Here is a 21,245-nt window from a genome sequence, read left to right as displayed (position 1 = left end):
ACCGCCGCGTACCGGACTGGACCGACAGCCTGTCGGTCAGATCGCGCGCTTCTTCAGCTTTCGTCGTTCGCGCTCTGACAGCCCGCCCCAGATGCCGAAGCGTTCGTCGTTCTCGAGCGCGTACTCGAGGCACTCGCCGCGTACGTCGCAGGTCAGGCAGACCCGCTTCGCCTCACGCGTCGAGCCGCCCTTCTCCGGGAAGAATGCCTCCGGGTCGGTCTGCGCGCACAAGGCGCGGTCCTGCCAACCCATCTCCTCGGCGTCTGCTTGGAAGATGTCTTCCATCAGTCTCGCCTCCTACCCCTCGTGATCCCCGTGGCCAGCGCCGCCCGTGTCCCCGCTGCTGCTCCGCGACCCCTCGCGGAACCTGATCCGGCGGCCCGAAGGCCTCTGGTTCGTGCACCGGGAACGTCCAAGAGGACGACACTAGTGAAATTACATGCCTGTCAATACCCATCCGTCAAGCCGAATGGTGCTAATGCGAAGGCCCGTACCTGTGGTACGGGCCTTCACGAGAGTGATGCAGATCGCGTCAGGAGGGGCTACCTGGCGACCACCAGGACGTGGCACGCGAGTCGTCGCCGCCGTCGTCGTCAGTGCCGGAGCCCGACTGCTCCGCGGTCTCGGCGCCGGCCGGGGCCGCCTCGCCCGCACTCGCACCGGCGGCAGGATCGACCGGCGCCTCGGCGGGCGGCGGGTCGAACGTGGCGTTGCCGAAGCGGGCGTACGGCTGCTCTGCCTCCGTCTCCGAAGCGCCCCACCGGGTGGAGGGCGCTGGAGTCTCCCAGGACGGCGCGGGCTGCTCAGCGGCGCCGTACGGCTGCTGGGGCGCCGGCTGCGACCAGGTCGAGCCGTACTCGGTGGCCGGCTGCCACGTGGGCTGCTCGGTCGCCTCCTGCCCCCAGGCGTTCTGCGTCGGCTGAGCGGGCTGGGCCCACCCGTTGTCGCGGCCCCACGCGGAGTCCTGCTGGGTGCCCCAGCCGGACTGCTCGGGCTGCTGCGCTGCCCACGGGTCCGCTGCGGGCTGCTCGACCGGCGGCGTCCAGACCGCGGTCGACTGCTCGGCAGGCTCGATGCCCGCGGGGTCCTGCTGAGGCGCCTGCTGCTCCGGCGTCGGCTGCGCCGCGTGCTGCGGAGCTGCGTGCTGAGGCTGGTTCCACGACACCTGCTGTGCGCCCTCGGCCGCGGCGTAGCCCGCGACGCCCGCGGCACCCGCGGCGTACGGCTGCCAGGACTGCTGGCTCGGCGCCTGAGGTGCCTGCTGTGCGCCCTGCTGCCAGCTGCCCTGGTCGCCCCACTGCTGCGCGGGCTGCTGGCCCCACTGGCCCTGCTGCTGCGCGGGCTGCTGGCCCCACTGGCCCTGGCCCTGCTGCTGGCCGCCCCACGACGGCTGCTGCTGGCGGACGGGTGCGGGCAGCGCTCCGAGGACCCGGACGCCGGCGAAGATCGCCAGCGCGTTCAGCGCGAGCGTCGCGAGCTGAGCGATCGCGAGCGTGGCCTTGCCCTGGAGGAGGTCCGTCGCGAGCATCGAGAAGAAGCCCCACAGCCCGAGCACGACGCCGACGCCGAGGATCGAGAGCGCAGCGATCGTGATCAGACGCGCGTGCGGGCTCAGGTCGTCCTTGCGAGGCGCGGCGATCACGACGGCCAGGACGACCACCAGGACCCACGCCGCCGACAGGGTCCCGTCGAGCGTTCGGTCGTCCAGCAGCGCGATGAACGTCGCGAGCAGCGTCGCGGCAACCACGCCGAGCAGCGCGAAGGAGAAGATGTCGCGGTAGGTGCGGAGTGAGTCGGTCACGGATCCCCATCTCGTGGTTCGGGGGCGAGCATGGTCGGGGGCAGAGCGCGGCCCTGGATCCCCACGGACGGACCTACCCTACGCAGCAACGGGTGCACGAGTCTCCCCCGGGCGTGAAGGAGCATCGTCGCGAGCAGGGACAATGGGCCCATGAGGATCACTGTTCTGTCCGGAGGGATCGGCGGCGCGACGTTCGTCCGCGGTCTCCTCGACGAGGTCGACGGCGCCGATGTCACGGTGGTCGGCAACACGGCCGACGACATCTGGCTGTTCGGCCTCAAGGTGTGCCCGGACCTCGACACCCTCATGTACACGCTCGGCGGCGGCATCGATCCCGAACGCCGCTGGGGCCGCGCCGACGAGACGTGGAGCGTCAAGGAGGAGCTCGCCGCGTACGGCGCGCAGCCGACGTGGTTCGGCCTCGGCGACCGGGACGTCGCTACCCACCTCGTCCGCACGCAGATGCTCGCGGCCGGGTACGCGCTCAGCGACGTCACGCGGGCGCTCTGCGTGCGCTGGGAGCCCGGCGTGACGCTCCTCCCGATGACCGACGACCGCGTCGAGACCCACGTCGTCGTAGACGACAACGGGCAGCGCAGCGCGATCCACTTCCAGGAGTACTGGGTCCGGCACCGCGCGGCGATCCCCGCGCACGACGTGGTGATGATCGGGATCGACGACGCGAAGCCCGCGCCGGGAGTGGTCGAGGCGATCGCGGCGGCTGACGTGGTGATCGTGCCGCCCTCGAACCCGGTCGTGTCCGTCGGCCCGATCCTCGCCGTCCCCGGAGTCACCGAGGCCCTCCGCGCCACCACGGCGCCGGTCGTCGGCGTGTCGCCCATCATCGGGACCGGAGCGGTCCGCGGCATGGCCGACCAGCTCCTGACCGCGCTCGGTGTGGAGGTCAGCGCCGGCGCGGTCGGGGCACGGTACGGCGCCCGGGCGGCAGGCGGCGTCCTGGACGGCTGGCTGGTCGACACCTCCGACGCGAGCCAGCTGCCGGCGCTGGAGGCCGCCGGCCTCGCGGCCCGCGCCGTACCCCTCTACATGACCGACCCCACCACCACCCGCACCCTGGCGGCCGACACCCTCGCGCTCGCACGCGAGATCGGCGACGCCCGATGAGCCTCACGCTGTGGCCGGTGACCGGCCTGGGTGAGGTGAGCGCCGGGGACGATCTCGTGCAGCTGCTGCTGGGTCGCCTCGACGAGCCGCTGCGCGACGGCGACGTCGTCGTCATCACCAGCAAGATCGTCAGCAAGGCGCTCGGTCTCGTCTCGACGGCGGACCGCGAGGCCGTGATCGACGCCGAGACCGTACGCGTGGTCGCCCGGCGTGGTCCGACCCGCATCGTCCGCAATCCTGCCGGGCTCACGATGGCGGCGGCCGGCGTCGACGCGAGCAACACCGTCCCCGGGACCGTCCTCACGCTGCCGCGAGACCCCGACGGCGAAGCCCTCGCCCTCTGGCGACGGCTGCGCCGGAGGGCGGGTGTCGAAGTCGGCGTCGTGCTGTCCGACACCGCTGGACGCGCGTGGCGACGCGGGCAGACCGACATCGCGATCGGGAGCGCCGGCCTCAAGGTCGTCGACTCGCTGTCGGGCACCCAGGACACCTACGGCAACGCGCTGCACGTCACCGAGCGGGCGGTCGCCGACGAGATCGCCGGCGCTGCCGAGCTGGTCGCCGGCAAGACCGGTCGTACGCCGTTCGTCGTGGTCCGTGGGCTCCCCCGCCACTGGGTGGGCGACCACTGGGCCACCGCCCGCGCGGGTGCCCGGACGCTGCTGCGTCCCGACGACGAGGACATGTTCGGCCTGGGAGCGCGCGACGCCGTCGAGGTCGCGCTCGGCGACGACGACCCGACCGGGTTTCCCGGCGCGGCAGCCGACGCCGTCGCCCGGGTACGCGACCTTGCGGCGGCCGATCCGTCGCTCGTGGACGTCGAGGTCGCGGACGACGGCTTCCGCGTGACCGTGCTCCACGACGGCGCTGACGCGATGATCGAGGCCGGACGTGTCGCCGAGCGGCTGCGGATCGCCGCGCGGGCCCACCAGGTCGACCGCCCTGTGGAGGTCAGGACCACGGTGGCCTCGGGCCGTTAAAGTGGCAGCGTGACACTCGCCGAGCTGCTCGCAAGCGCCGCACAGACCGATGCTGCACGACCGGTCGTCACGTTCTACGACCTCGAGACCGGTGAGCGTGTCGAGCTGAGCCTCACCACGGCGGCCAACTGGGTCGCCAAGACGGCAAACATGCTCCAGGACACGCTCGGCACCGATGACGAGACCACCGTCGACGTCCTGCTGCCGCTGCACTGGGAGACCGTGGTGTGGGTGCTGGCGTGCTGGGTCGCCGGGTGCGCGGTCAGCATGTCGCCGGGCGACCGCATCGTCGTCGTCGGACCCCACGGGCTCGACACGGTCAGCGCGGAGAACGACGACGCCGACGAGATCATCGCGCTCTCGTTGCGCCCGCTCGGCGGGCGGTTCACCACGCCCCTCCCGGCGGGCGTCATCGACTACAACGCCGAGGTGCCGTCGCACGGTGACCGGTTCACCCCGTACTACCCGCCGGGCAACAGCTCACCGGCCGTCCGCGAGGACGGCGACGTCCTCACCCATGCCGACCTCGTGGCCGAGACCGCCGACCGCTACCCGGCAGGGGCACGGGTGATGCTGGTCGGCGACCGTGACGCGGTCCCGCTGCTGCACGTCGTCCCGGCTGTCCTCCACGCCTCCGGATCGCTGGTGCTGGTCCGGTCGGTCGATCCGGAGGCCGACCGCGACCGCATCACGGCGATCGCCGACACCGAGCGCGTCACGGTCCGCTGACACACGTCGGCGCCCGCCGGTGACGTGCCGCGACCGGCGCGCCGTCACCGGGCCGTGCGTCAGCACGCAGCCGCAAGGTCCTCGGAGTCGTTGACCTTCGCCGACCGCCGCTTGTCGGGGTCGGAGCCGGCCTGCGCGCCCTTCTTGGGCGCCTTCGCGGTCTTCGTCGTCGCCGGTGCCTTCGGGCCGGACTCCGACCGCTCGACAGCCTTCTCGACCATCGTGCGGATCTTGTCGAAGTCAGGATCCCCGGTGTTGATCGCCGGAGGCACGAGCGAGACCGTCGAGATCTTCGCGCCGCGTGCCTTCAGCGCCAGCTCGACGAACGTGTCGAGCTCGCCGGCCGGGATGTCGGTGCTCAGCATCTTCTTGCTCGACTCGGCGATGCCCGTGGCCTTGAGGAGCACCGTGTTCGGGTCGAGCTGCTGCAGCATCGCGCTCATCACGCACTTCTGGCGTGCCATGCGCGAGTAGTCGGAGTTCTGGACCCGGCTGCGGGAGTACCAGAGGGCCTCCTTGCCATCGAGCACCTGACGCCCCTTGGGGATCCAGCCGGTGATCGGCGCGCCGATGCCGCCGATCGCGGTCTTCTGCCGCACCCGCACCTTCACGCCGCCGACCGCGTCGACGAGCGACGCGAAGCCCTTCATGTTGATCATCACGTGGTAGCTGACCGGGAGGCCGGTGATCTCCTCGACCGCGGCCTGGGTGGCTGCGACGCCTTCGTGCCCCTTGCCCCCGAAGAGGTCCGGGTGGTCGTCGGCCCACGTGTTGACGCTGTTCAGGTAGCAGCCGTCGCAGTCGAACCCGTCCGGGAACTCCTCGTGCATCGGGAAGTCCTTCGGGAACGGCACGTCCGCGAGGTTGCGCGGCAGGCCGACCAGCACCGTGTCGCCGGTGTCGGCGTCGATGCTGGCGAGCGTGATCGAGTCGGGCCGCAGACCGTCGCGTCCCTTGCCGGAGTCACCGCCGAGCAGCAGGACGTTGTAACGACCGCCGTCTGCCTCGTGCACGACGGAGCTGCCGAAGACCGTGGTGATGAAGTCCTTCTGGACGGCCATCAGGTTCGACGCCACGAACAGCAACCCCGCGGTCACGAAGCAAAGCATGCCGGTGACGCCGCTCAGCGCCAGCCGGTGGCCGCGGTCGAGACGCAGCGGAGCGCCCAGCCTCCACGCGTCGGCGAACAGCGCGACCCATCCCAGCGCCAGTGCGATCAGACCGAACCGGAGCAGCCAGAGCATCCACGGCGTGGTCAGGATCGAGATCACGATGCCACGGTCGAGGAGCCCGAGGAGGACGACGAGCGCGACCACGACCCACAGCGTCGCCCAGACGCGGACGGCGATCCGGCCGATCCGCCGGTTGCCGGCGACGATCTGCGCGGAACCCGGCACGACCAGCGTCATCAGCATCAGCGACAACGCACGCCGGAAGCGTACGCGAGCCGATGCGAGATCAGCCTGCGTCCGGGCGTAGCCGTCAGCGTGGTCGGACATGACCCCCCGTGCCGTCGTCGTGACGTCCCCCTGACGCGGAGACGCTCCGTCAGTATCACCAGCGGCCACGGCCGTACGGCGGCGACGCGCCGAAGACTCCGCTGGCCCGGACCGGCCGTCCGGTACCTTCGAACGCATGCCTGAACCCGATCCGCGCCGCGGCGAGGGTGGCGACTACCAGTGGCTGTACGGCCCTGACGACGACGCCACCCGAGTAGTCCGCCCCCCTGCGTCGCAGCCCTACCCCGGTGCTGCGCCGGCCGGCGACCCCTGGGCGCAGCCGAGCGGGCAGGGGCAGTACCAGTCGGGTCAGCAGCCTCCCCCTCCGCTGCCGCCCATGCAGTTCCCAGATGAGCGGCGCCCTGATGAGCGGCGCCCTCTTGAACGCCGTCCCGGCGGCCCGGGCGGCGGTGCTGGCTCGCGCTCGGGCGGTGGCGGCGGCTGGTGGCGACGTTGGCTGCGACCCCGGAGGCTCTTGCCTCTCCTCCTCGCGGCGTGGCTGGTCTTCCTGATCGCCGTGCCGATCTGGGCGTGGGGCAAGATCGAGAAGGTCGACGCGTCGCCCGACGGCGAGCGCCCTGCCGAGCAGCCCGGCACGACCTACCTCCTCGTCGGCTCCGACAGCCGTGAGGGCCTCACCAAGGAGCAGCGCAAGGAGCTCGCGACCGGTGACGCCGAGGGCCGTCGTACGGACACGATCATGATGATGCACATCGGCAGCGGCCCGACGACGCTCGTCTCGATCCCCCGGGACTCGATCGTTCCGATCCCGGGCCACGGCAGGACCAAGATCAACGCCGCGTACGCCTACGGTGGCCCGAAGCTGCTCGTCGAGACACTGGAGAACACCACCGGCGTCCGGATCGACGACTACGTCGAGATCGGGTTCGGCGGCTTCGTCAACATGGTCGACGCCGTCGGCGGCGTGGAGATCTGCCCGAAGTCCAAGATCAAGGACAAGGACGCCGGCATCAACCTCAAGAAGGGGTGCCAGGAGGTCGACGGCGCGACGGCACTCGGCTACGCGCGGTCGCGCCACACGTACGCGACGCAGGACCTGCAGCGCGTCCAGTCTCAGCGCGAGGTGCTCGGCGCCATCGCCGGCGAGGTGAAGTCACCGTCCACGTTCCTCAACCCGTTCCGCTACGCCGGCGTGATCAACGGTGCGACCGCGTCGCTGCGGGTCGGCGACAACGTCGGGCCGATCTCGATGGGCCGCTTCGCCTGGAACCTCTCAGCGGCGATGGGCGGCTCCGGGCACAACTGCACGGTCCCGATCGCCGATGCGTCGGTGCGCTGGGACAAGGAGCGCGCGCTCGAGCTGTTCGGCTACATCAAGGCCGACGAGACCGACAAGATCACCAAGGCCGTCTGCACGAAGGACGGCCTGCAGCGCTGAGGTCCGGAAGACTGTCGCGCGCGGCTGGTTCCCTGCTAGTTTCAGGCCCGCGAGCGTGGGCAGCGATGCCTTGGACTGATCGGGAGTCGCTGTGGTGCGTCGAGGTGTCGTCGGAGTGCTGGCCGCCGTGCTGGTTGCGTCTGGAGCGGGACAGGTTCCCGCGGGCGCGGCGGAGGACTGGGCGCCGCCCGTCCTGACGTCGCCGGCCCCGGACGCGCTGCTCGTCGGGACGGCCGAGCTCACGGCGACGTCGGAGTCGCCGTACGTGGTCTTCGAGCTGGTGAACTCGCAGAACGTCGTGCGGCGCACGCCCGTGGCCGCAGGCGAGGACGGGGTCTTCCGCGACACGCTGCCGACCGTCGGGCTCTACGCCCGCTTCACGGCCCAGGTCCGGGCGTGCTCGGCCGCGAGTGTGGAGTCGTGCACCACGGCCAGCGAGCCGATCCCCGTGCGGGGACTGCTGCCGGACCTCGACATCACGCAACGGTTGGCATCATGGGTGATCGACCCGACGGTCGTCCCGAAGGTCTCGCTGCGCGTCAGCGGCCTGGCCGGCTCCCCTGCGACGGTGGACGGAGGCGTCATCCGCCGGACGGTCCACGATGGCGACTTGCTCGACATCGACCTGACGCGCGTCTCGAGTGCGCGCATTGACGTATGGCTGCAGCAGTGCAACCCGCTGAACGAGGGGGCGTGCGTGAAAACGGGGACCTATCTGATCGTACGGCGTGCGCCGGCCCTCGAGCTGTGGGGCCCAAGCACGATGCTGGTGAGTCAGAACGGTGACGGGCTATGGGAGACCGCGACCAGCCAGGTGGAGCTGGACGGCGACGTTCCGGTCACGGCCCGCTGGCGGATCATCTCCGCGCGGGGCGTCACGGTCGCCGGTCCGTACGAGTTCAGCGCCGACGAGATCCGGCAAGGGCGAACGCGACACGGGCCGTCGTGGCACGACGTCGGTATCCACGTCGTGATCGACCCGAGGGCGCGCCTGGGTCGCCCGCTGGCGGCAGGTGAGTATCGGTTCGAGGTGGAGACCACCGCGGCCGTCGAAGGCTTCACCAAGTCCGTCCGCAAGAGCGAGACGCTCTACGTCAGCAACGCCGCACCGATCACCCGGCTCACCCCGAAGACCCCCGTGTTCTACCCGCAGGCTGTCGCCGCGACGAACGTGCCACGAGTGCTGGAGCTGAGTCCACGGGTCGACTACTACGAGGCACGGCTGACTAGCTTCCGCTACCGCGTGCTCACGAGCGACGGCAAGCCGCTCGGGGACCCGGTGAGCGACGTGGGCTGGGACCAGCCAGTGATCGCGTGGGACGGAGCGATCCGCCGTAGCGGCCGACCCACGACGACAGCACCCGCAGGGACGTACCGCATCGAGCTCATTCGCACGATCATGACCGGTGTGGGCGTCGAGATGAAGGACGTCTACGGGCCGGTGTCGGCCCCGTTCACCCTGCGCCGCGGATACCCGGACTCGGCCGAAGCCTCGGTGGCGGCGTCCGCTCGCTCGTCGTGGCAGCGGACCGCGGTGAAGCGGAACGCCCGGGTCCAGCGTGGCAAGCAAGGCGCGATGCGATTCGTGCGCACGGCCACAGGCCAGGGAGCCGGGCGGGTGACGTCCGTGCACTCCGTCCGAATACCGCGTGACCGCATCAAGGATCGCCGGATGCGGATCAGGCTGCGGGGCGCCTGGGGCAACCGCCGCGACGTCACGATCGCGGTGGTCGCGCCCTGGGGGGAGACCTTCTCGCGGCGCGCGCTCACCCGCGGTCGACGGCATATCGAGGTCGCAGTCCCGGAGCGCTGGGTCCGCGCCGACGGTCGGCTTCGGTTCAAGGTGCAGTGGAAGGGCACGAAGCCCGCGCGGCTCGACCGGTTCGTGATCTCGTACAGCAAGTACGACCTCACCCCCTGAACCGTCCTCCGTCCCCGATTCGTGGGATTTGGCAAGGAATCCAGGCCCAGTTTCCTTGCCAAATCCCACAAATCGGGGACGGAGCGAGCGGCGCTCAGAGCTCGGACTGGATCCCGGCGAGGAGCTGGCGCGCCATCACGATGCGCTGGACCTGGTTCGTGCCCTCGTAGATCTGGGTGATCTTGGCGTCGCGCATCATCCGCTCGACCGGGTAGTCGCGCGTGAAGCCGTAGCCGCCGAGCAGCTGGACGGCATCGGTCGTGACCTGCATCGCCGTGTCGGACGCGAAGGCCTTGGCGGCTGCACCGAAGAACGTGAGGTCCTTGTCGCCGCGCTCGCTGCGCCCTGCGGCGGCGTGCGTGATCTGGCGGGCGGCCTCGACCTTCATGCCCATGTCGGCCAGCATGAACTGCAGCCCCTGGAACTCGGCGATCGCCTTGCCGAACTGCTGGCGCTCCTTGACGTAGCCGATCGCGTAGTCGAGTGCGCCCTGCGCCACACCGACCGCCTGGGCAGCGATCGTGACGCGCGTGTGGTCGAGCGTGCGCATCGCGGTCGCGAAGCCCGTGCCCTCGTCGCCGATCATGCGGTCGGCCGGGATGCGGACGTTGTCGAGGTAGACCTCTCGCGTCGGCGAGCCCTTGATCCCGAGCTTCTTCTCCGGCGCACCGAAGGACACACCCTCGTCGGACTTCTCGACGACGAACGCGCTGATGCCCTTCGTCCGCTTCTCGGGATCGGTCACGGCCATCACCGTGTAGAAGTCGGACTCGCCGGCGTTGGTGATCCAGCGCTTGACGCCGTTGAGGACCCAGTGGTCGCCGTCACGGACCGCGCGGGTCTTCATACCGCCGGCATCGCTGCCCGCGTCAGGCTCGGAGAGCGCGTACGAGAACATCGACGTGCCCGCCGCAAGGGGGGCGAGGTACTTCGCCTTGAGCTCCTCGCTGCCCGACAGGATCACCGGGAGGCTGCCCAGCTTGTTGACGGCCGGGATCAGCGAAGACGACACGCACGCGCGCGAGACCTCTTCGATCACGAGCACGGTGGCCAGCGCGTCCGCGCCGGCACCGCCGTACTGCTCGGCGACGTGCGGAGCGTGGAAGTCGGACGCGACCAGCGCGTCGTACGCCTCCTGCGGGAAGCGCGCCTCCTCGTCGACCGCGGCGGCGAACGGGGCCACCTTGGCGTCGCACACCGCGCGCACGGCCTCGCGGATCGCTTGGTGCTCTTCCGAGAGGCCGAACATCGGCTGATCATTCATGGGCTGGTCGTTGGTCACGCCCCCCATGCTAATGAGTGTTAACCGGCGACCAGCAGGGCCCTACGCTGGTGCCATGACCGCGACCGTCCCGTCCCCCGCCTCCGTCACCGAGATCACGTCCGCGGAGCAGCTCCGAGCCGTCGTCGGTCACCCGCTGCAGCAGGTGATCGACAAGGTCCTCCCCGAGCTCGCCGACGACCACGTCGCGTGGCTGGGTGCGTCGCCGTTCTGCCTCGTGGCGACCTCGGACGCGAGCGGCCGTGTCGACGTCTCCCCCAAGGGCGACCCGGGCGGGATCGGCTACGTCGTCGACCGGACCACCGTCGCGATCCCCGAGCGCCCCGGCAACAAGCGGGTCGACGGGTTCCTCAACGTCCTCGAGAACCCGCACGCGGGACTGCTGTTCGTGGTCCCCGGTCGCGGCGACACGCTGCGCATCAACGGCCGCGCCCGGATCGTCTCCGACGCGCCCTACTTCGACGACCTGGTCGTCAAGGGCCACCGCCCGATCCTGGCGCTCGAGGTCGCGATCGACGAGGTGTTCTTCCACTGCGCGAAGGCCTTCCTGCGGTCGCAGCTGTGGAACCAGAGCTCGTGGCACCCCGAGGTGCTCGCGACCCGCGCCGAGATCGCCAAGCGCCTCGAGCGTCCGAACGAGACGCTCGAGGCCCTGGAGGCGTACTACGGCGAGGCCTACTCGAAGAACCTCTACTAGCCGATCAGCTGCATGTTGCCGGTGAACGGCGCCTGGGGGTAGCACCAGACGCGGTGCTGCTTGGCGGGCTCCAGCTTGTTCATGACGATCTGTGCGACGTTCTTCGAGTACGTGATCGACAGGTGCTCGGAGAGGTCGATCCCGCAGACGTCCTGGAGGTGGATGTTGTCGACGGCGGATCCGCCACCGACAATGAACGCCTGGCGCCACGGCGTGACGACCTCGTCGTACTGGGTCGCGATCACGGTGTAGCGGATCCCGGGGACGGTCTCTCCCGCGCCGTTGAGCTGCTGGTAGAACGGCGACTGCGGTGCTGGGCTCTTGTCCGCCTGCTGCTGCGCGGCCGGCATCTGGACGAGCTCGAGCAGGTCCATGGCCAACCCGAACAGGCGCAGCGTCTTGCCGAGGTCGGTGATCCCGGACAGCGTGGTGGGGTGGTTCGAGGGGGCGATCGCGATGACCTGCCCGACCTTGGCGGCGCCGCCGATCTTGTTCGCGTAGAAGCGCGCCGTCGCGCCGCCCTGCGAGTGGCCGATCAGGTCGACCTTCTGGGCGCCGGTGCTGGCAAGCACCCGGTCGACGAACGGCCCGATCTCCTGCGCGCTCGCGATCATGTCGCCTGTGCCGTTGAGGAACGGGATGCCGGTCGTGTTGCCGTAGTTGAGGGCGTACACGCAGTAACCCTGGTCCTTCAGCACCGGCGAGAGGCCGTTCCAGTTGTTGTAGGCGTTCTCCCACGTGCCGTGCACCAGCACGACCGGGTTCGGGTGCTTGCTGCTCGGCTTGCACGACCAGACGTTGGCGCCGATCGGGTTGCGGTCGGCGTCGATGAGCGACCTCGCGAAGGCCGCCGGGAACGACGAGTCCTCGCCGAGCGGAGCGAAGCGCATCGGGCGCGGGAACGGATTGACCCACGCGGCGTCGGCAGGTCCGGGGACGGCGGTCAGCGCCAGGATCGTGGCAGCCGCCACGGCAAGGAGTCGAGCGAGCTTTTTCACGGGTCGTCACCTCGAGCGTCGTACGGGGTGACGCCGGCACGGCCGGGTGACCGAGCGCCGAGGGAAGGGGCGTCGGACGGGAGAATACTGTGTCGCGCATCACACTGCAATACGCGTTGTCACTTACCGTTACATCGATGGCTCCGGCGGCGCGCCTCGACCAGCAAGGCATCGCTCAGGAGGTGGCGGCACCCCTGACGGCGGCACCCTTGGCCCGCGCCGCGTCCGCCAGGCGTTCCTGAAACGCCACCATCGCGTCGGCGAGCGCCGGGTCGGACGCTGCGAGGATGCGTACGGCGAGGAGGCCGGCGTTGCGGGCGTTGCCCACCGCGACCGTCGCCACCGGCACCCCGGCCGGCATCTGGACGATCGACAGCAGCGAGTCCATGCCGTCGAGGTACTTCAAGGCGACCGGGACGCCGATCACCGGCAGCGGCGTCACCGACGCCAGCATGCCTGGCAGGTGAGCCGCTCCCCCGGCTCCGGCGACGATCACGCGGAGACCACGACCGCGCGCGTCACGGCCGTACGCGATCATCTCGTCGGGCATCCGGTGGGCCGAGACCACGTCCGCCTCGTACGGGACACCGAACTCCTCCAGGGCCTCGGCGGCGGCCTTCATCGTCGGCCAGTCGGAGTCCGACCCCATCACGATGCCGACCTGCGGTGACTCACTCATGCGTCGCTCCCTCGCCCTCGATCTCGTCGTCCAGCCGCCCCTCGAACCAGGCCGCGGCGTGTCGTGCCCGCTCCAGCAGGTCGTCGAGGTCGTCGCCGTAGACGTTGACGTGCCCGACCTTGCGCCCCGGCTTCACCGACTTGCCGTACAGGTGCACCTTGAGCCCGGGGTCGCGGGCCATCACGTGCGGGTACGCGTCGTACAGCCGGCCGACCTCGCCGCCGAGGATGTTGACCATCACCGTGTACGGGGCGCGCGCCTGCGGCGATCCGAGCGGCAGGTCGAGGACGGCGCGGAGGTGGTTCTCGAACTGGCTCGTGCCGGCGCCGTCCATCGTCCAGTGGCCGGTGTTGTGGGGCCGCATCGCGAGCTCGTTGACCAGGATGCGGCCGTCGGCGGTCTCGAACAGCTCGACCGCGAGGATGCCGACCACGTCCAGCTCGCCGGCGATCCTCATCGCGAGCATCTCGGCCTCGGCCGCCCGCTCCGGCGCGAGGTCGGGAGCGGGGGCGATGACCTCGCGGCAGATGCCGTTCTCCTGCCGCGACTCGACGACGGGGTACGCGGCGACCTGCCCCGACGCCGAGCGCGCGACGAGCGCGGAGAGCTCGCGACGGAACGCGACGAGCTCCTCGGCGATCAGCGGGACGCCGGAGGCGAAGGCGTCAGCGGCCTGGTCGGCGTCGTCGACGACCCACACGCCCTTGCCGTCGTAGCCGCCGCGGGTCGTCTTCACGACCACCGGGTAGCCGTCGCCGTCCGCCGCGAACGCATCGAGGTCCGCCGGGGTGGCGACGGGCGCCCACCGAGGGCACGGGGCGCCGAGCCCGGTGAGCACCTCACGCATCTCGAGCTTGTCCTGGGCGTACAGGAGCGCGTGCGGACCCGGGCGGCAGGCGTGACCCTCCGCGTCGAGGGTCCGCAGGTGCTCCGGCGGGACGTGCTCGTGGTCGAAGGTCACCACGGCGCAGTCGGCCGCGACGGCACGCAGCGTCTCGAGGTCGCGGTAGTCGCCGACCGTGGTCGTCGGGTTGACCTGGGCCGCGCTCACCTCCGGGCCCTCGGCGAGGAGCCTCACCGGCACCGCGAGAGAGACTGCGGACTGCTCCATCATCCGGGCGAGCTGGCCGCCGCCGATGATCGCGAGCACAGGGCTGTCGATGGGGCTCTGCACGGACACATCGTACGGCGCTGCCGTGACCCCTCGTCGGGCGTACCGTCGACGTACCTCACGGAGGGGGCACACGATGGGACACCGACGACGCACACGCAGGGCAGGGGCCACGGCCTCTGCCCTCCTGTCGGCGGCGCTGCTGGCAGCCGGCCTCCCGGCTGCCGGCACGACGTACGCAGCACCGGACCACGGCGCGCGTGCCGCGCGGACCCTGGTCACCCTGAAGATGCCCGGGTGCGAGGGATGCACGGTGCAGCCCGCCCGCTGGATCCGCGGCTCCGACCACGGCTGGGAGGGCAAGCCGAAGAAGGTCCGGGACGGCAAGGTCCGCTGGCGGATCCGTACGGCGAGGACCCGGGGGCTGACGTTCGCCGTCCTCCGCGACCCGTCGGCCGCTCCGGCGGCCGCCCTCGGCGCGGTGCCGCTGGTGGTCGCAGGCTACCGAGGGAAGGCGGCCGGCAGCACGGTCACCAACGCGTACGCGTCGACGGCACGGCGCGCAACGCCGTGTCTCGCGGGCACCACGAAGGCTCGCTGGACCCGCAAGGTCGTCGCTCGCTACCACCGGGTCGACGATCCGACGGGCCCCGGCACGGTGCGGGTCCCTCGCTACTTCTTCAAGCACACGCAGCGGTCGACCAACCCGTACGCACGCACCTTCCGCGGCACGCTCGCCGCTCAGGACGTCTACGTCTGCAGGGGCTGACGCGCCACGTCAGCCGTTGTACGACCAGCGGTGGCGCACGGTGAGCGGCGCGACGTTGCCGAAGCCACGCAGGTTCCGCTGGGCCATCGCCCGTGTCTCGAACCGGTCGCTCAGGCCTGCAGCGGTCGTGTCGTCGATGATCACGCGGTTGCGTCGAGCGACAGCGGTCAGCCGGGCGGCGAGGTTCACCGGGGGGCCGTACACGTCCCCGAGCCGCGAGATGACAGGGCCGGTGCCGAGGCCGACGCGTACGTCGGGAAGGCTCCGGTCGCCGCCGATCTCCGCGACGATCGCGAACGCGATGTCGGTCGCGACCTCCGGCGACTCCGCGACGTACAGGACGGAGTCCCCCAGCGTCTTGATCGGACGCCCGCCACCCTCGGTGACGACGTCGATGCACCGTGTCTCGAACTCCTCGACGAGGTCGGCGAGGCCGTCGTCGTCGAGGCCGTTGGACAGCTTGGTGAACGCCACGAGATCGGCGAACCCGACCGTGACGACCATCCGGAGCACGTCCTCCTCATCGGCGGCGAGCGCCTCGGCGCGGATCGCGGACGCCGCGAGGTGTCGGCGCCACGCGTAGACGAGGAGCCGCTCGAACACCGGCCCCATCGTCTGCGCGACCGTGCCGGCGCCCGTCGACCAGGGGATGCGCCCGCCGTCGTCGGAAGTGCGTCCCTCCAGGGCCTCCGCGAGCGTCGAGACCTGCCAGTCGGCGAGGCGCGACATCGTGGTGCCGAGCGCCCGGGTGAGCCGCACGACCGTGTCGTCGTCGATCGCACCGGAGCGGAGCACCGCCTGCACCATCTTGAGCGCGTCGACATCCGCAGGCACGAAGGCCTTGGCGTCGAGCGCGTCGGGGAACCCGAGCGCCCGCCACAGCCGGCGCGCCTCCTCGTAGGTGACGCCGGCGGCAGCCGCGACCTCCTCGGAGGTGAAGGTGGGTTCCGCACCGAGGATGGCGCGGGAGAGGTCGTCGGACACGTCAGATCTGCTCGTCGTTCGTCGCCGGGTGGTGCGCCTCGAACACGAGCGTCGTCAGCCGCCGGTGCACGTCCTCGACGTTCGGGACGTCGCGGATCTGCAGTCCTGCCTGCTCGCTCGCGTCGTGGACGATGAGCGTCCCGCAGCCGAGGATGCGGTCCGTGAGGTGCTTCTCGTACGAGACGTCGTTGATGCGGGTCAGCGGGATGATGCGACCGGTCCTCGTCAGGAGGCCCTTCTGCTCGATCAGGCGCCTGTTGGTGACCGTGTAGGTCCAGGTGAACCACCGCAGGAAGGGCAGCACCGCCCACCAGACGATGACGACCAGCGCCACCACGATCACGACCGTGCGCACCACGCCGTCGGTGACCGCGGCGCCGTACCCGCCGGCACCTGCCGCGAGGACGAGGACGAGGACGGAGCCGAACAGTGCCTTGACGTGCGTGCGCACCGTCAGGATCTCGCGCTCGTCCTCGATCAGCAGCTTCTTGGAGACTGTCACGGGGTCATGGTGTCACGTCCGTGGGCGCAGATGGGTGATGTCTCCAGCGCTGACCACGGACACCTCGCCACCCGTCGAGACCTCGAGCCGCCCCTGCGCGTCGATGCCGACGGCCGTCCCTTCGAGGCGGGTGCCGTCCGGGAACTCCACCGAGACCTCGCGCCCGACGGTGGAGCAGATGTGCTCGTACGACGCACGCAGACCGCGGTCGGCGTCGCCGTCCGCGCGGACCCACGCGGCGTACACGGCCTCGAACGCGCGGGCGTACTCGCTGACCAGGCCGGTGCGCTCGGCGGTCGGCGACCCCTCGTGCGTGAGGGACGTGGCGTTCGGGACACCGATCTCCTCGGGTGTGACCGACACGTTGATGCCGCACCCGACGACCGCTGCCGGGCCGGTGGGGGTGTCGACGCGCTCGACGAGGATGCCGGCGAGCTTGCGATCGTCCACGACCACGTCGTTCGGCCACTTCAGCCTGGCTTCGACGCCGGCCTGGCGGACGGCGGCGACCACCGCCGTACCGGTCAGCAGCGGGAGCCACGTCCATCGCTGGGCGTCGACCGGCGGACGGACGAGGATCGAGACCGCCACCGCCGAGTAGCGCGGCATCTCCCACGTCCGGTCGAGGCGGCCGCGCCCCGCGGTCTGGTGGTCGGTGGTGACGAGCGTGCCCTCGGGCAGGCCTGCCCGGGCGAGGGCCGCCAGCTCGGCGTTGGTGCTCGGGGACTCGTGCGTCACACGGACGTCCTGCCACCACGAGCTCGGTCGGATGAGGGCCTGCTCCAAGCCAGCGGCGTCGAGCGGGCGTCGGACAAGGGGTGAGTCAGGCTGGTCGCTCATAGGGCCCACTGTCCCACGATCTGCGACCCCGGTCGGTCCGTTGCAGGGGTGCGGTTACCCTGAGCGCGTGAGTGAAGCAGTGGCACCCGAGTCAGCGACGCCGGCGAATGGGCAGATCGACACGCACACGACGGCCGGCAAGCTCGCCGACCTCGATCGACGTCTCGACGAGGCCGTCCACGCCGGGTCGGCGAAGGCGATCGAGAAGCAGCACGCCAAGGGCCGCCAGACCGCCCGCGAGCGGATCGAGATGCTGTTCGACGAGGGTTCGTTCGTCGAGATCGACGAGCTCGCCCGGCACCGCAGCACCGCCTTCGGGCTGGAGAAGAACCGCCCGTACGGCGATGGCGTCATCACCGGCTACGGCACGGTCGACGGCCGCCAGGTCTGCGTGTTCTCCCAGGACTTCACGGTCTTCGGCGGATCGCTCGGCGAGGTCTACGGCGAGAAGATCACCAAGATCATGGACCTCGCGATCAAGACCGGATCCCCGATCGTCGGCATCAACGAGGGGGCGGGTGCGCGCATCCAGGAGGGTGTCGTCTCGCTCGGCCTGTACGGCGAGATCTTCCGCCGCAACGTCCACGCCTCCGGCGTGATCCCGCAGATCAGCCTGATCATGGGCTCCTGCGCGGGCGGCCACGTCTACTCCCCCGCGGTCACCGACTTCACGGTCATGGTCGACGGCACCTCCAACATGTTCATCACCGGCCCGGACGTCATCAAGACGGTCACCGGCGAGGACGTGACCATGGAGGAGCTCGGCGGCGCCCGCGCGCACAACACCAAGTCGGGCAACGCCCACTACATGGGCGCCGACGAGGAGGACGCGATCGAGTACGTCAAGGCGCTGCTCTCGTACCTCCCCCAGAACAACATGGAGGACGCTCCTTCGTACGACGAGGGTGCGGACCTCGACTTCAGCGACGTCGACCTCGCGCTCGACACGCTGATCCCCGACTCTCCGAACCAGCCGTACGACATGCACACGGTGATCGAGTCGATCGTCGACGACGGTGAGTTCCTCGAGGTGCAGCCGCTGTTCGCGCCGAACATCCTCATCGGCTTCGGCCGGGTCGAGGGCCGTTCGGTCGGCATCGTCGCGAACCAGCCGATGCAGTTCGCCGGCACGCTCGACATCGACGCCTCGGAGAAGGCGGCCCGCTTCGTCCGTACCTGCGACGCCTTCAACGTCCCGGTGCTGACGTTCGTGGACGTGCCGGGCTTCCTCCCGGGCACCGACCAGGAGTGGACCGGCATCATCCGTCGTGGCGCCAAGCTCATCTACGCCTACGCCGAGGCGACCGTCCCGCTGGTCACCGTCATCACGCGCAAGGCGTACGGCGGCGCGTACGACGTCATGGGCTCCAAGCACCTCGGTGCCGACCTCAACATCGCCTGGCCGACCGCGCAGATCGCCGTGATGGGCGCCCAGGGTGCGGTCAACATCCTGCACCGCAAGACGCTGGCGGCCGCCGATGATCCCGAGGCGAAGCGCGTCGAGCTGATCGACGAGTACGAGCAGACGCTCGCCAACCCCTACATCGCGGCCGAGCGCGGCTACGTCGACCAGGTCGTCCAGCCGCACGAGACCCGTGTCGAGATCGTCCGGGCGCTCCGCCTGCTGCGCAGCAAGCGCGAGACGCTGCCGCCCAAGAAGCACGGGAACATCCCGCTGTGAGCACCGACGGCACCGCCCCGGAGTCCGCCCCTCTCCTCCGCGTGGTCAAGGGCGACCCGACGGCGGAGGAGCTCGCGGCCCTCGTCGCGGTCGTCGCTGCGCGCGGAGCTGCCGCTGCTGTTGCCGCCGCGTCGTCGGGTGCACCGCGGCGCCGCTCGGCATGGGGCGACCCAGCCCTCGCCGTACGCCCGGTCCACAGCCACGGCAGCAATGGGTGGCGCCGGTCGGCGTTCCCGCGCTAGAACGCCTGCACATGAGCCTGCGGCCGCTGTCCGACGTCGGTCCGGCGGACTGGATCACGTCGGCGGACGCGCCGTGGTTCGACCTGGTGACGTTCGGACCGCCGGGCTTCGACGCCTACCTTCGACTGGTCCGCACCGATGACGACGACCAGCTGCTCCGCGCGCTGTGCGGGGTGCTCGCGCGCCACACGACGACGCCGGACGATGCCCACTTCTGCCTCTGGGACGGGTACGGCACGCTCGACGGTGGCCGCTCCTCGTACGCGATCGACCCGGACGACCCCCGGCTGGACACCGACCCGCTCGGCGGGACGCGTGAGGAGCGCGCGCGGCGGCTGCTGAGCTCGTTGCCAGAGGAGCGCTACCCGGCTGCGTTTCCGCCCAGCGTTCTGAACGGGCCCAGAGTCAAGGTCGGAGACCGCCGACTCCCCGAGCGCGCCTACCTGCTGTTCGGCGGAGCGCTGTCGGACGCCGGCGACTGGGGAGCCGATCCGCGGCATCCCGGCGGCATCGGAGAGGGGATCCCCAACCTCTTCTGGCCCGCGGACCACGCGTGGTGCGTGGCCGCCGACGTCGACGAGGACGCGGACGACGAATGGCGGCTCGGCGTCGGTGGAACCCAGGCGCTCATCGACGCGCTGCACTCTGACGCCCGCTTCGAGACCGTCCCGGTCCATCCGTACGCCTGAACGGTGGCCCGGCCCGTCTGATCGCGCCACGCATGCAGTGCCGCCACGCATGCAGCGCTGCCACGAATGCCCAGCCGCCACGAATGCAGTGGCGCCCCCCGCCCTGCTCCGGCTAGACCTGAGACATGACCCTCCGTCCGCTCACCGACCTCGGGCCCGCCGACTGGCTCGCTGCGGCGGACTCCGCTGGCTTCGACGTCGTGAGTCTCGGCGCCCCAGGGTTCGACGCGTACGTCCGGCTGCTCCATCCGCTCGATCCGGACGACGACGAGGAGCAGGCGGCGCTGAACGTCGAGGGTGACCTCGGGGAGGCGCTGCTGGCCTCCTTGTGCGAGGTCCTCGCGCGGCACACGACGACCCCGGACCACGCCTACTTCTGCCGGTGGGACGAGGAACAGCTCGACAGCGGTAGGCGGTTGCTGATCGGCGGCCGTGAGTCCGCACGTGCGTACCTGGTCTTCGAGGGCCCGCTCGCCGAGGCAGGGCACTGGGGCGGGCATCCGGTCCACGGCTGGATCAACAGCCCGAACCTGCTGTGGCCGGCTGACCGCGCCTGGTGCTTCGCGACGGAGATCGACCTGCCGTGGACGGGGATCGGCGGCCCGCAGGCCCTGATCGACGAGCTGCATACCGACGACCGTTTCGACGTCGTGCACTGTGATCCGCGCACGGACCAGCCGTACAGGTGACGCCTCGCCTACGCTGACGCTCGTGGTGCCCTCTCGTGTCGTCCTCGCGTCCCAGTCCCCCGCCCGCCTTGCGACCCTGCGCGCGGCCGGCATCTCGCCCGAGGTGGTCGTCTCCGGTGTCGACGAGTCGGTGATCGTCTCTGACGACCCGGTGGTGGTCGCGACAGAGCTGGCGCGCATGAAGGCGAGGGCGGTCGCGCACCGACTGAAGGACGACGAGGCACTGGTCATCGGGTGCGACTCCGTGCTGGCGTTCGAGGGTGAGGTCCTCGGGAAGCCGTCGGATCCCGCAACAGCGGTCGAACGCTGGCAGCGGATGCGTGGGCGCTCCGGGGTCCTCCACACCGGCCACTGCATCCGGATCGGCGAGCGTGAGATCAGCGAGGACGCCGCGACGACCGTCTTCTTCGCCGACGTGAGCGATGCCGAGATCGAAGCGTACGTCGAGACCGGTGAGCCGCTGCAGGTCGCGGGCGCTTTCACGATCGACGGGCTCGGTGGGGCCTTCGTCGAGCGGATCGAAGGCGACCACCACAACGTCGTCGGACTCTCGCTCCCGCTCGTGCGCAGCATGCTGGCCGGACTCGGCGTCCGGTGGACCAACCTCTGGGCTCCCGCCTGATCGGTG

The 21,245-nt window shown here is 70.6% G+C and carries 22 protein-coding genes; 12 read left to right on the top strand and 10 right to left on the bottom strand.

Annotation, left to right across the window (positions count from 1 at the left end; translation table 11 throughout):
- Nucleotides 1–36: 36 nt before the first annotated feature.
- A complete protein-coding gene (locus GH747_RS15025) occupies nucleotides 37–285 on the bottom strand; it encodes a WhiB family transcriptional regulator (protein WP_149770400.1) in 249 nt (82 codons plus the stop codon).
- Between the two features lie 247 nt (nucleotides 286–532).
- Nucleotides 533–1,801: a hypothetical protein gene (locus GH747_RS15020; RefSeq protein WP_149770399.1), complete on the bottom strand. Its 1,269-nt coding sequence runs from the start codon at nucleotides 1,799–1,801 to the stop codon at nucleotides 533–535.
- 150 nt (nucleotides 1,802–1,951) lie between these two features.
- On the opposite strand from GH747_RS15020, the gene cofD reads away from it, so the two are divergent.
- Genes cofD through GH747_RS15005 form a run of 3 tightly spaced genes read left to right on the top strand, consistent with a single transcriptional unit; the run spans nucleotide 1,952 to nucleotide 4,635 of the window.
- Entirely contained in the window at nucleotides 1,952–2,926 is a 975-nt protein-coding gene (gene cofD / locus GH747_RS15015; protein WP_149770398.1) for a 2-phospho-L-lactate transferase, read from the top strand.
- Nucleotides 2,923–3,906, top strand: coding sequence for a coenzyme F420-0:L-glutamate ligase (gene cofE, locus GH747_RS15010; protein WP_149770397.1), 984 nt, complete (start codon nucleotides 2,923–2,925; stop codon nucleotides 3,904–3,906). Before cofD ends, cofE begins: the two co-directional genes overlap by 4 nt.
- A gap of 9 nt (nucleotides 3,907–3,915) precedes the next feature.
- The gene (locus GH747_RS15005) at nucleotides 3,916–4,635 is read left to right on the top strand and encodes a TIGR03089 family protein (RefSeq protein WP_149770396.1); all 720 of its coding nucleotides are present in this window, start codon (nucleotides 3,916–3,918) and stop codon (nucleotides 4,633–4,635) included.
- Between the two features lie 59 nt (nucleotides 4,636–4,694).
- Here the strand turns inward: GH747_RS15005 and GH747_RS15000 are convergent, their stop codons facing one another.
- Entirely contained in the window at nucleotides 4,695–6,134 is a 1,440-nt protein-coding gene (locus GH747_RS15000) for an LCP family protein (protein WP_149770395.1), read from the bottom strand.
- Nucleotides 6,135–6,270: 136 nt separating this feature from the next.
- Between GH747_RS15000 and GH747_RS14995 the strand changes: the two genes are divergently transcribed.
- Nucleotides 6,271–7,533 (top strand): LCP family protein, encoded by a 1,263-nt coding sequence (locus tag GH747_RS14995; protein ID WP_149770394.1) that lies wholly within the window; start codon nucleotides 6,271–6,273, stop codon nucleotides 7,531–7,533.
- 91 nt (nucleotides 7,534–7,624) lie between these two features.
- Nucleotides 7,625–9,454 (top strand): hypothetical protein, encoded by a 1,830-nt coding sequence (locus tag GH747_RS14990; protein ID WP_149770393.1) that lies wholly within the window; start codon nucleotides 7,625–7,627, stop codon nucleotides 9,452–9,454.
- 94 nt (nucleotides 9,455–9,548) lie between these two features.
- Here the strand turns inward: GH747_RS14990 and GH747_RS14985 are convergent, their stop codons facing one another.
- Nucleotides 9,549–10,718, bottom strand: a complete 1,170-nt coding sequence (locus GH747_RS14985; protein WP_149770515.1) for an acyl-CoA dehydrogenase family protein — start codon at nucleotides 10,716–10,718, stop codon at nucleotides 9,549–9,551.
- Between the two features lie 73 nt (nucleotides 10,719–10,791).
- On the opposite strand from GH747_RS14985, the gene GH747_RS14980 reads away from it, so the two are divergent.
- Nucleotides 10,792–11,433 carry a pyridoxamine 5'-phosphate oxidase family protein gene (locus tag GH747_RS14980; RefSeq protein ID WP_149770392.1) on the top strand — a complete coding sequence of 214 codons (642 nt, stop codon included), beginning with the start codon at nucleotides 10,792–10,794 and terminating at the stop codon, nucleotides 11,431–11,433.
- On the opposite strand, the gene GH747_RS14975 is transcribed toward GH747_RS14980, so the two are convergent.
- From GH747_RS14975 to GH747_RS14965, 3 genes are all read right to left on the bottom strand, one after another.
- Entirely contained in the window at nucleotides 11,430–12,431 is a 1,002-nt protein-coding gene (locus GH747_RS14975) for an esterase/lipase family protein (protein ID WP_149770391.1), read from the bottom strand. The genes GH747_RS14980 and GH747_RS14975 overlap by 4 nt on opposite strands.
- A gap of 175 nt (nucleotides 12,432–12,606) precedes the next feature.
- Nucleotides 12,607–13,110: a 5-(carboxyamino)imidazole ribonucleotide mutase gene (purE, locus tag GH747_RS14970; RefSeq protein ID WP_149770390.1), complete on the bottom strand. Its 504-nt coding sequence runs from the start codon at nucleotides 13,108–13,110 to the stop codon at nucleotides 12,607–12,609.
- On the bottom strand, nucleotides 13,103–14,284 hold the full coding sequence (locus tag GH747_RS14965; RefSeq protein WP_228552941.1) for a 5-(carboxyamino)imidazole ribonucleotide synthase: 1,182 nt from the start codon (nucleotides 14,282–14,284) through the stop codon (nucleotides 13,103–13,105). Before GH747_RS14965 ends, purE begins: the two co-directional genes overlap by 8 nt.
- A gap of 73 nt (nucleotides 14,285–14,357) precedes the next feature.
- Between GH747_RS14965 and GH747_RS14960 the strand changes: the two genes are divergently transcribed.
- Nucleotides 14,358–14,990, top strand: a complete 633-nt coding sequence (locus GH747_RS14960) for a hypothetical protein (RefSeq protein WP_149770389.1) — start codon at nucleotides 14,358–14,360, stop codon at nucleotides 14,988–14,990.
- 9 nt (nucleotides 14,991–14,999) lie between these two features.
- On the opposite strand, the gene GH747_RS14955 is transcribed toward GH747_RS14960, so the two are convergent.
- The 3 genes from GH747_RS14955 to GH747_RS14945 are packed head-to-tail and all read right to left on the bottom strand — an operon-like array spanning nucleotide 15,000 to nucleotide 17,316.
- Nucleotides 15,000–15,974, bottom strand: coding sequence for an adenylate/guanylate cyclase domain-containing protein (locus GH747_RS14955; RefSeq protein WP_149770388.1), 975 nt, complete (start codon nucleotides 15,972–15,974; stop codon nucleotides 15,000–15,002).
- A 1-nt stretch (nucleotide 15,975) separates the two neighbouring features.
- Nucleotides 15,976–16,476, bottom strand: a complete 501-nt coding sequence (locus tag GH747_RS14950) for a PH domain-containing protein (protein ID WP_149770387.1) — start codon at nucleotides 16,474–16,476, stop codon at nucleotides 15,976–15,978.
- A gap of 12 nt (nucleotides 16,477–16,488) precedes the next feature.
- Nucleotides 16,489–17,316, bottom strand: coding sequence for a biotin--[acetyl-CoA-carboxylase] ligase (locus GH747_RS14945; RefSeq protein WP_149770386.1), 828 nt, complete (start codon nucleotides 17,314–17,316; stop codon nucleotides 16,489–16,491).
- Nucleotides 17,317–17,383: 67 nt separating this feature from the next.
- Between GH747_RS14945 and GH747_RS14940 the strand changes: the two genes are divergently transcribed.
- From GH747_RS14940 to GH747_RS14920, 5 genes are all read left to right on the top strand, one after another.
- The gene (locus GH747_RS14940) at nucleotides 17,384–18,997 is read left to right on the top strand and encodes an acyl-CoA carboxylase subunit beta (RefSeq protein ID WP_228552940.1); all 1,614 of its coding nucleotides are present in this window, start codon (nucleotides 17,384–17,386) and stop codon (nucleotides 18,995–18,997) included.
- The gene (locus GH747_RS14935) at nucleotides 18,994–19,239 is read left to right on the top strand and encodes an acyl-CoA carboxylase epsilon subunit (protein ID WP_149770384.1); all 246 of its coding nucleotides are present in this window, start codon (nucleotides 18,994–18,996) and stop codon (nucleotides 19,237–19,239) included. The genes GH747_RS14940 and GH747_RS14935 overlap by 4 nt, the downstream gene beginning before the upstream one ends.
- A gap of 11 nt (nucleotides 19,240–19,250) precedes the next feature.
- A complete protein-coding gene (locus GH747_RS14930; protein WP_149770383.1) occupies nucleotides 19,251–19,928 on the top strand; it encodes a hypothetical protein in 678 nt (225 codons plus the stop codon).
- Between the two features lie 125 nt (nucleotides 19,929–20,053).
- Nucleotides 20,054–20,617 carry a hypothetical protein gene (locus tag GH747_RS14925; RefSeq protein ID WP_149770382.1) on the top strand — a complete coding sequence of 188 codons (564 nt, stop codon included), beginning with the start codon at nucleotides 20,054–20,056 and terminating at the stop codon, nucleotides 20,615–20,617.
- Nucleotides 20,618–20,642: 25 nt separating this feature from the next.
- Nucleotides 20,643–21,239: a Maf family protein gene (locus tag GH747_RS14920; protein ID WP_205602971.1), complete on the top strand. Its 597-nt coding sequence runs from the start codon at nucleotides 20,643–20,645 to the stop codon at nucleotides 21,237–21,239.
- Nucleotides 21,240–21,245 lie beyond the last annotated feature (6 nt).

This window comes from Mumia xiangluensis (assembly GCF_010994095.1).
GTDB classification, from domain to species: Bacteria; Actinomycetota; Actinomycetes; order Propionibacteriales; family Nocardioidaceae; genus Mumia; species Mumia xiangluensis.
The sequence above is the reverse complement of the archived record's forward strand: the minus strand, read 5'-3'. Positions and strand labels throughout refer to the sequence as shown.

What these genes read in the sequence shown, in the direction of transcription:
- GH747_RS14985 (WP_149770515.1), bottom strand. Translation starts at nt 10,718, where the DNA reads ATGAATGATCAGCCGATGTTCGGCCTCTCGGAAGAGCACCAAGCGATC.
- GH747_RS15000 (WP_149770395.1), bottom strand. Translation starts at nt 6,134, where the DNA reads ATGTCCGACCACGCTGACGGCTACGCCCGGACGCAGGCTGATCTCGCA.
- GH747_RS14930 (WP_149770383.1), top strand. Translation starts at nt 19,251, where the DNA reads ATGAGCCTGCGGCCGCTGTCCGACGTCGGTCCGGCGGACTGGATCACG.
- cofD (WP_149770398.1), top strand. Translation starts at nt 1,952, where the DNA reads ATGAGGATCACTGTTCTGTCCGGAGGGATCGGCGGCGCGACGTTCGTC.
- cofE (WP_149770397.1), top strand. Translation starts at nt 2,923, where the DNA reads ATGAGCCTCACGCTGTGGCCGGTGACCGGCCTGGGTGAGGTGAGCGCC.
- GH747_RS14925 (WP_149770382.1), top strand. Translation starts at nt 20,054, where the DNA reads ATGACCCTCCGTCCGCTCACCGACCTCGGGCCCGCCGACTGGCTCGCT.
- GH747_RS15025 (WP_149770400.1), bottom strand. Translation starts at nt 285, where the DNA reads ATGGAAGACATCTTCCAAGCAGACGCCGAGGAGATGGGTTGGCAGGAC.
- GH747_RS14995 (WP_149770394.1), top strand. Translation starts at nt 6,271, where the DNA reads ATGCCTGAACCCGATCCGCGCCGCGGCGAGGGTGGCGACTACCAGTGG.
- GH747_RS14980 (WP_149770392.1), top strand. Translation starts at nt 10,792, where the DNA reads ATGACCGCGACCGTCCCGTCCCCCGCCTCCGTCACCGAGATCACGTCC.
- purE (WP_149770390.1), bottom strand. Translation starts at nt 13,110, where the DNA reads ATGAGTGAGTCACCGCAGGTCGGCATCGTGATGGGGTCGGACTCCGAC.
- GH747_RS14945 (WP_149770386.1), bottom strand. Translation starts at nt 17,316, where the DNA reads ATGAGCGACCAGCCTGACTCACCCCTTGTCCGACGCCCGCTCGACGCC.
- GH747_RS14960 (WP_149770389.1), top strand. Translation starts at nt 14,358, where the DNA reads ATGGGACACCGACGACGCACACGCAGGGCAGGGGCCACGGCCTCTGCC.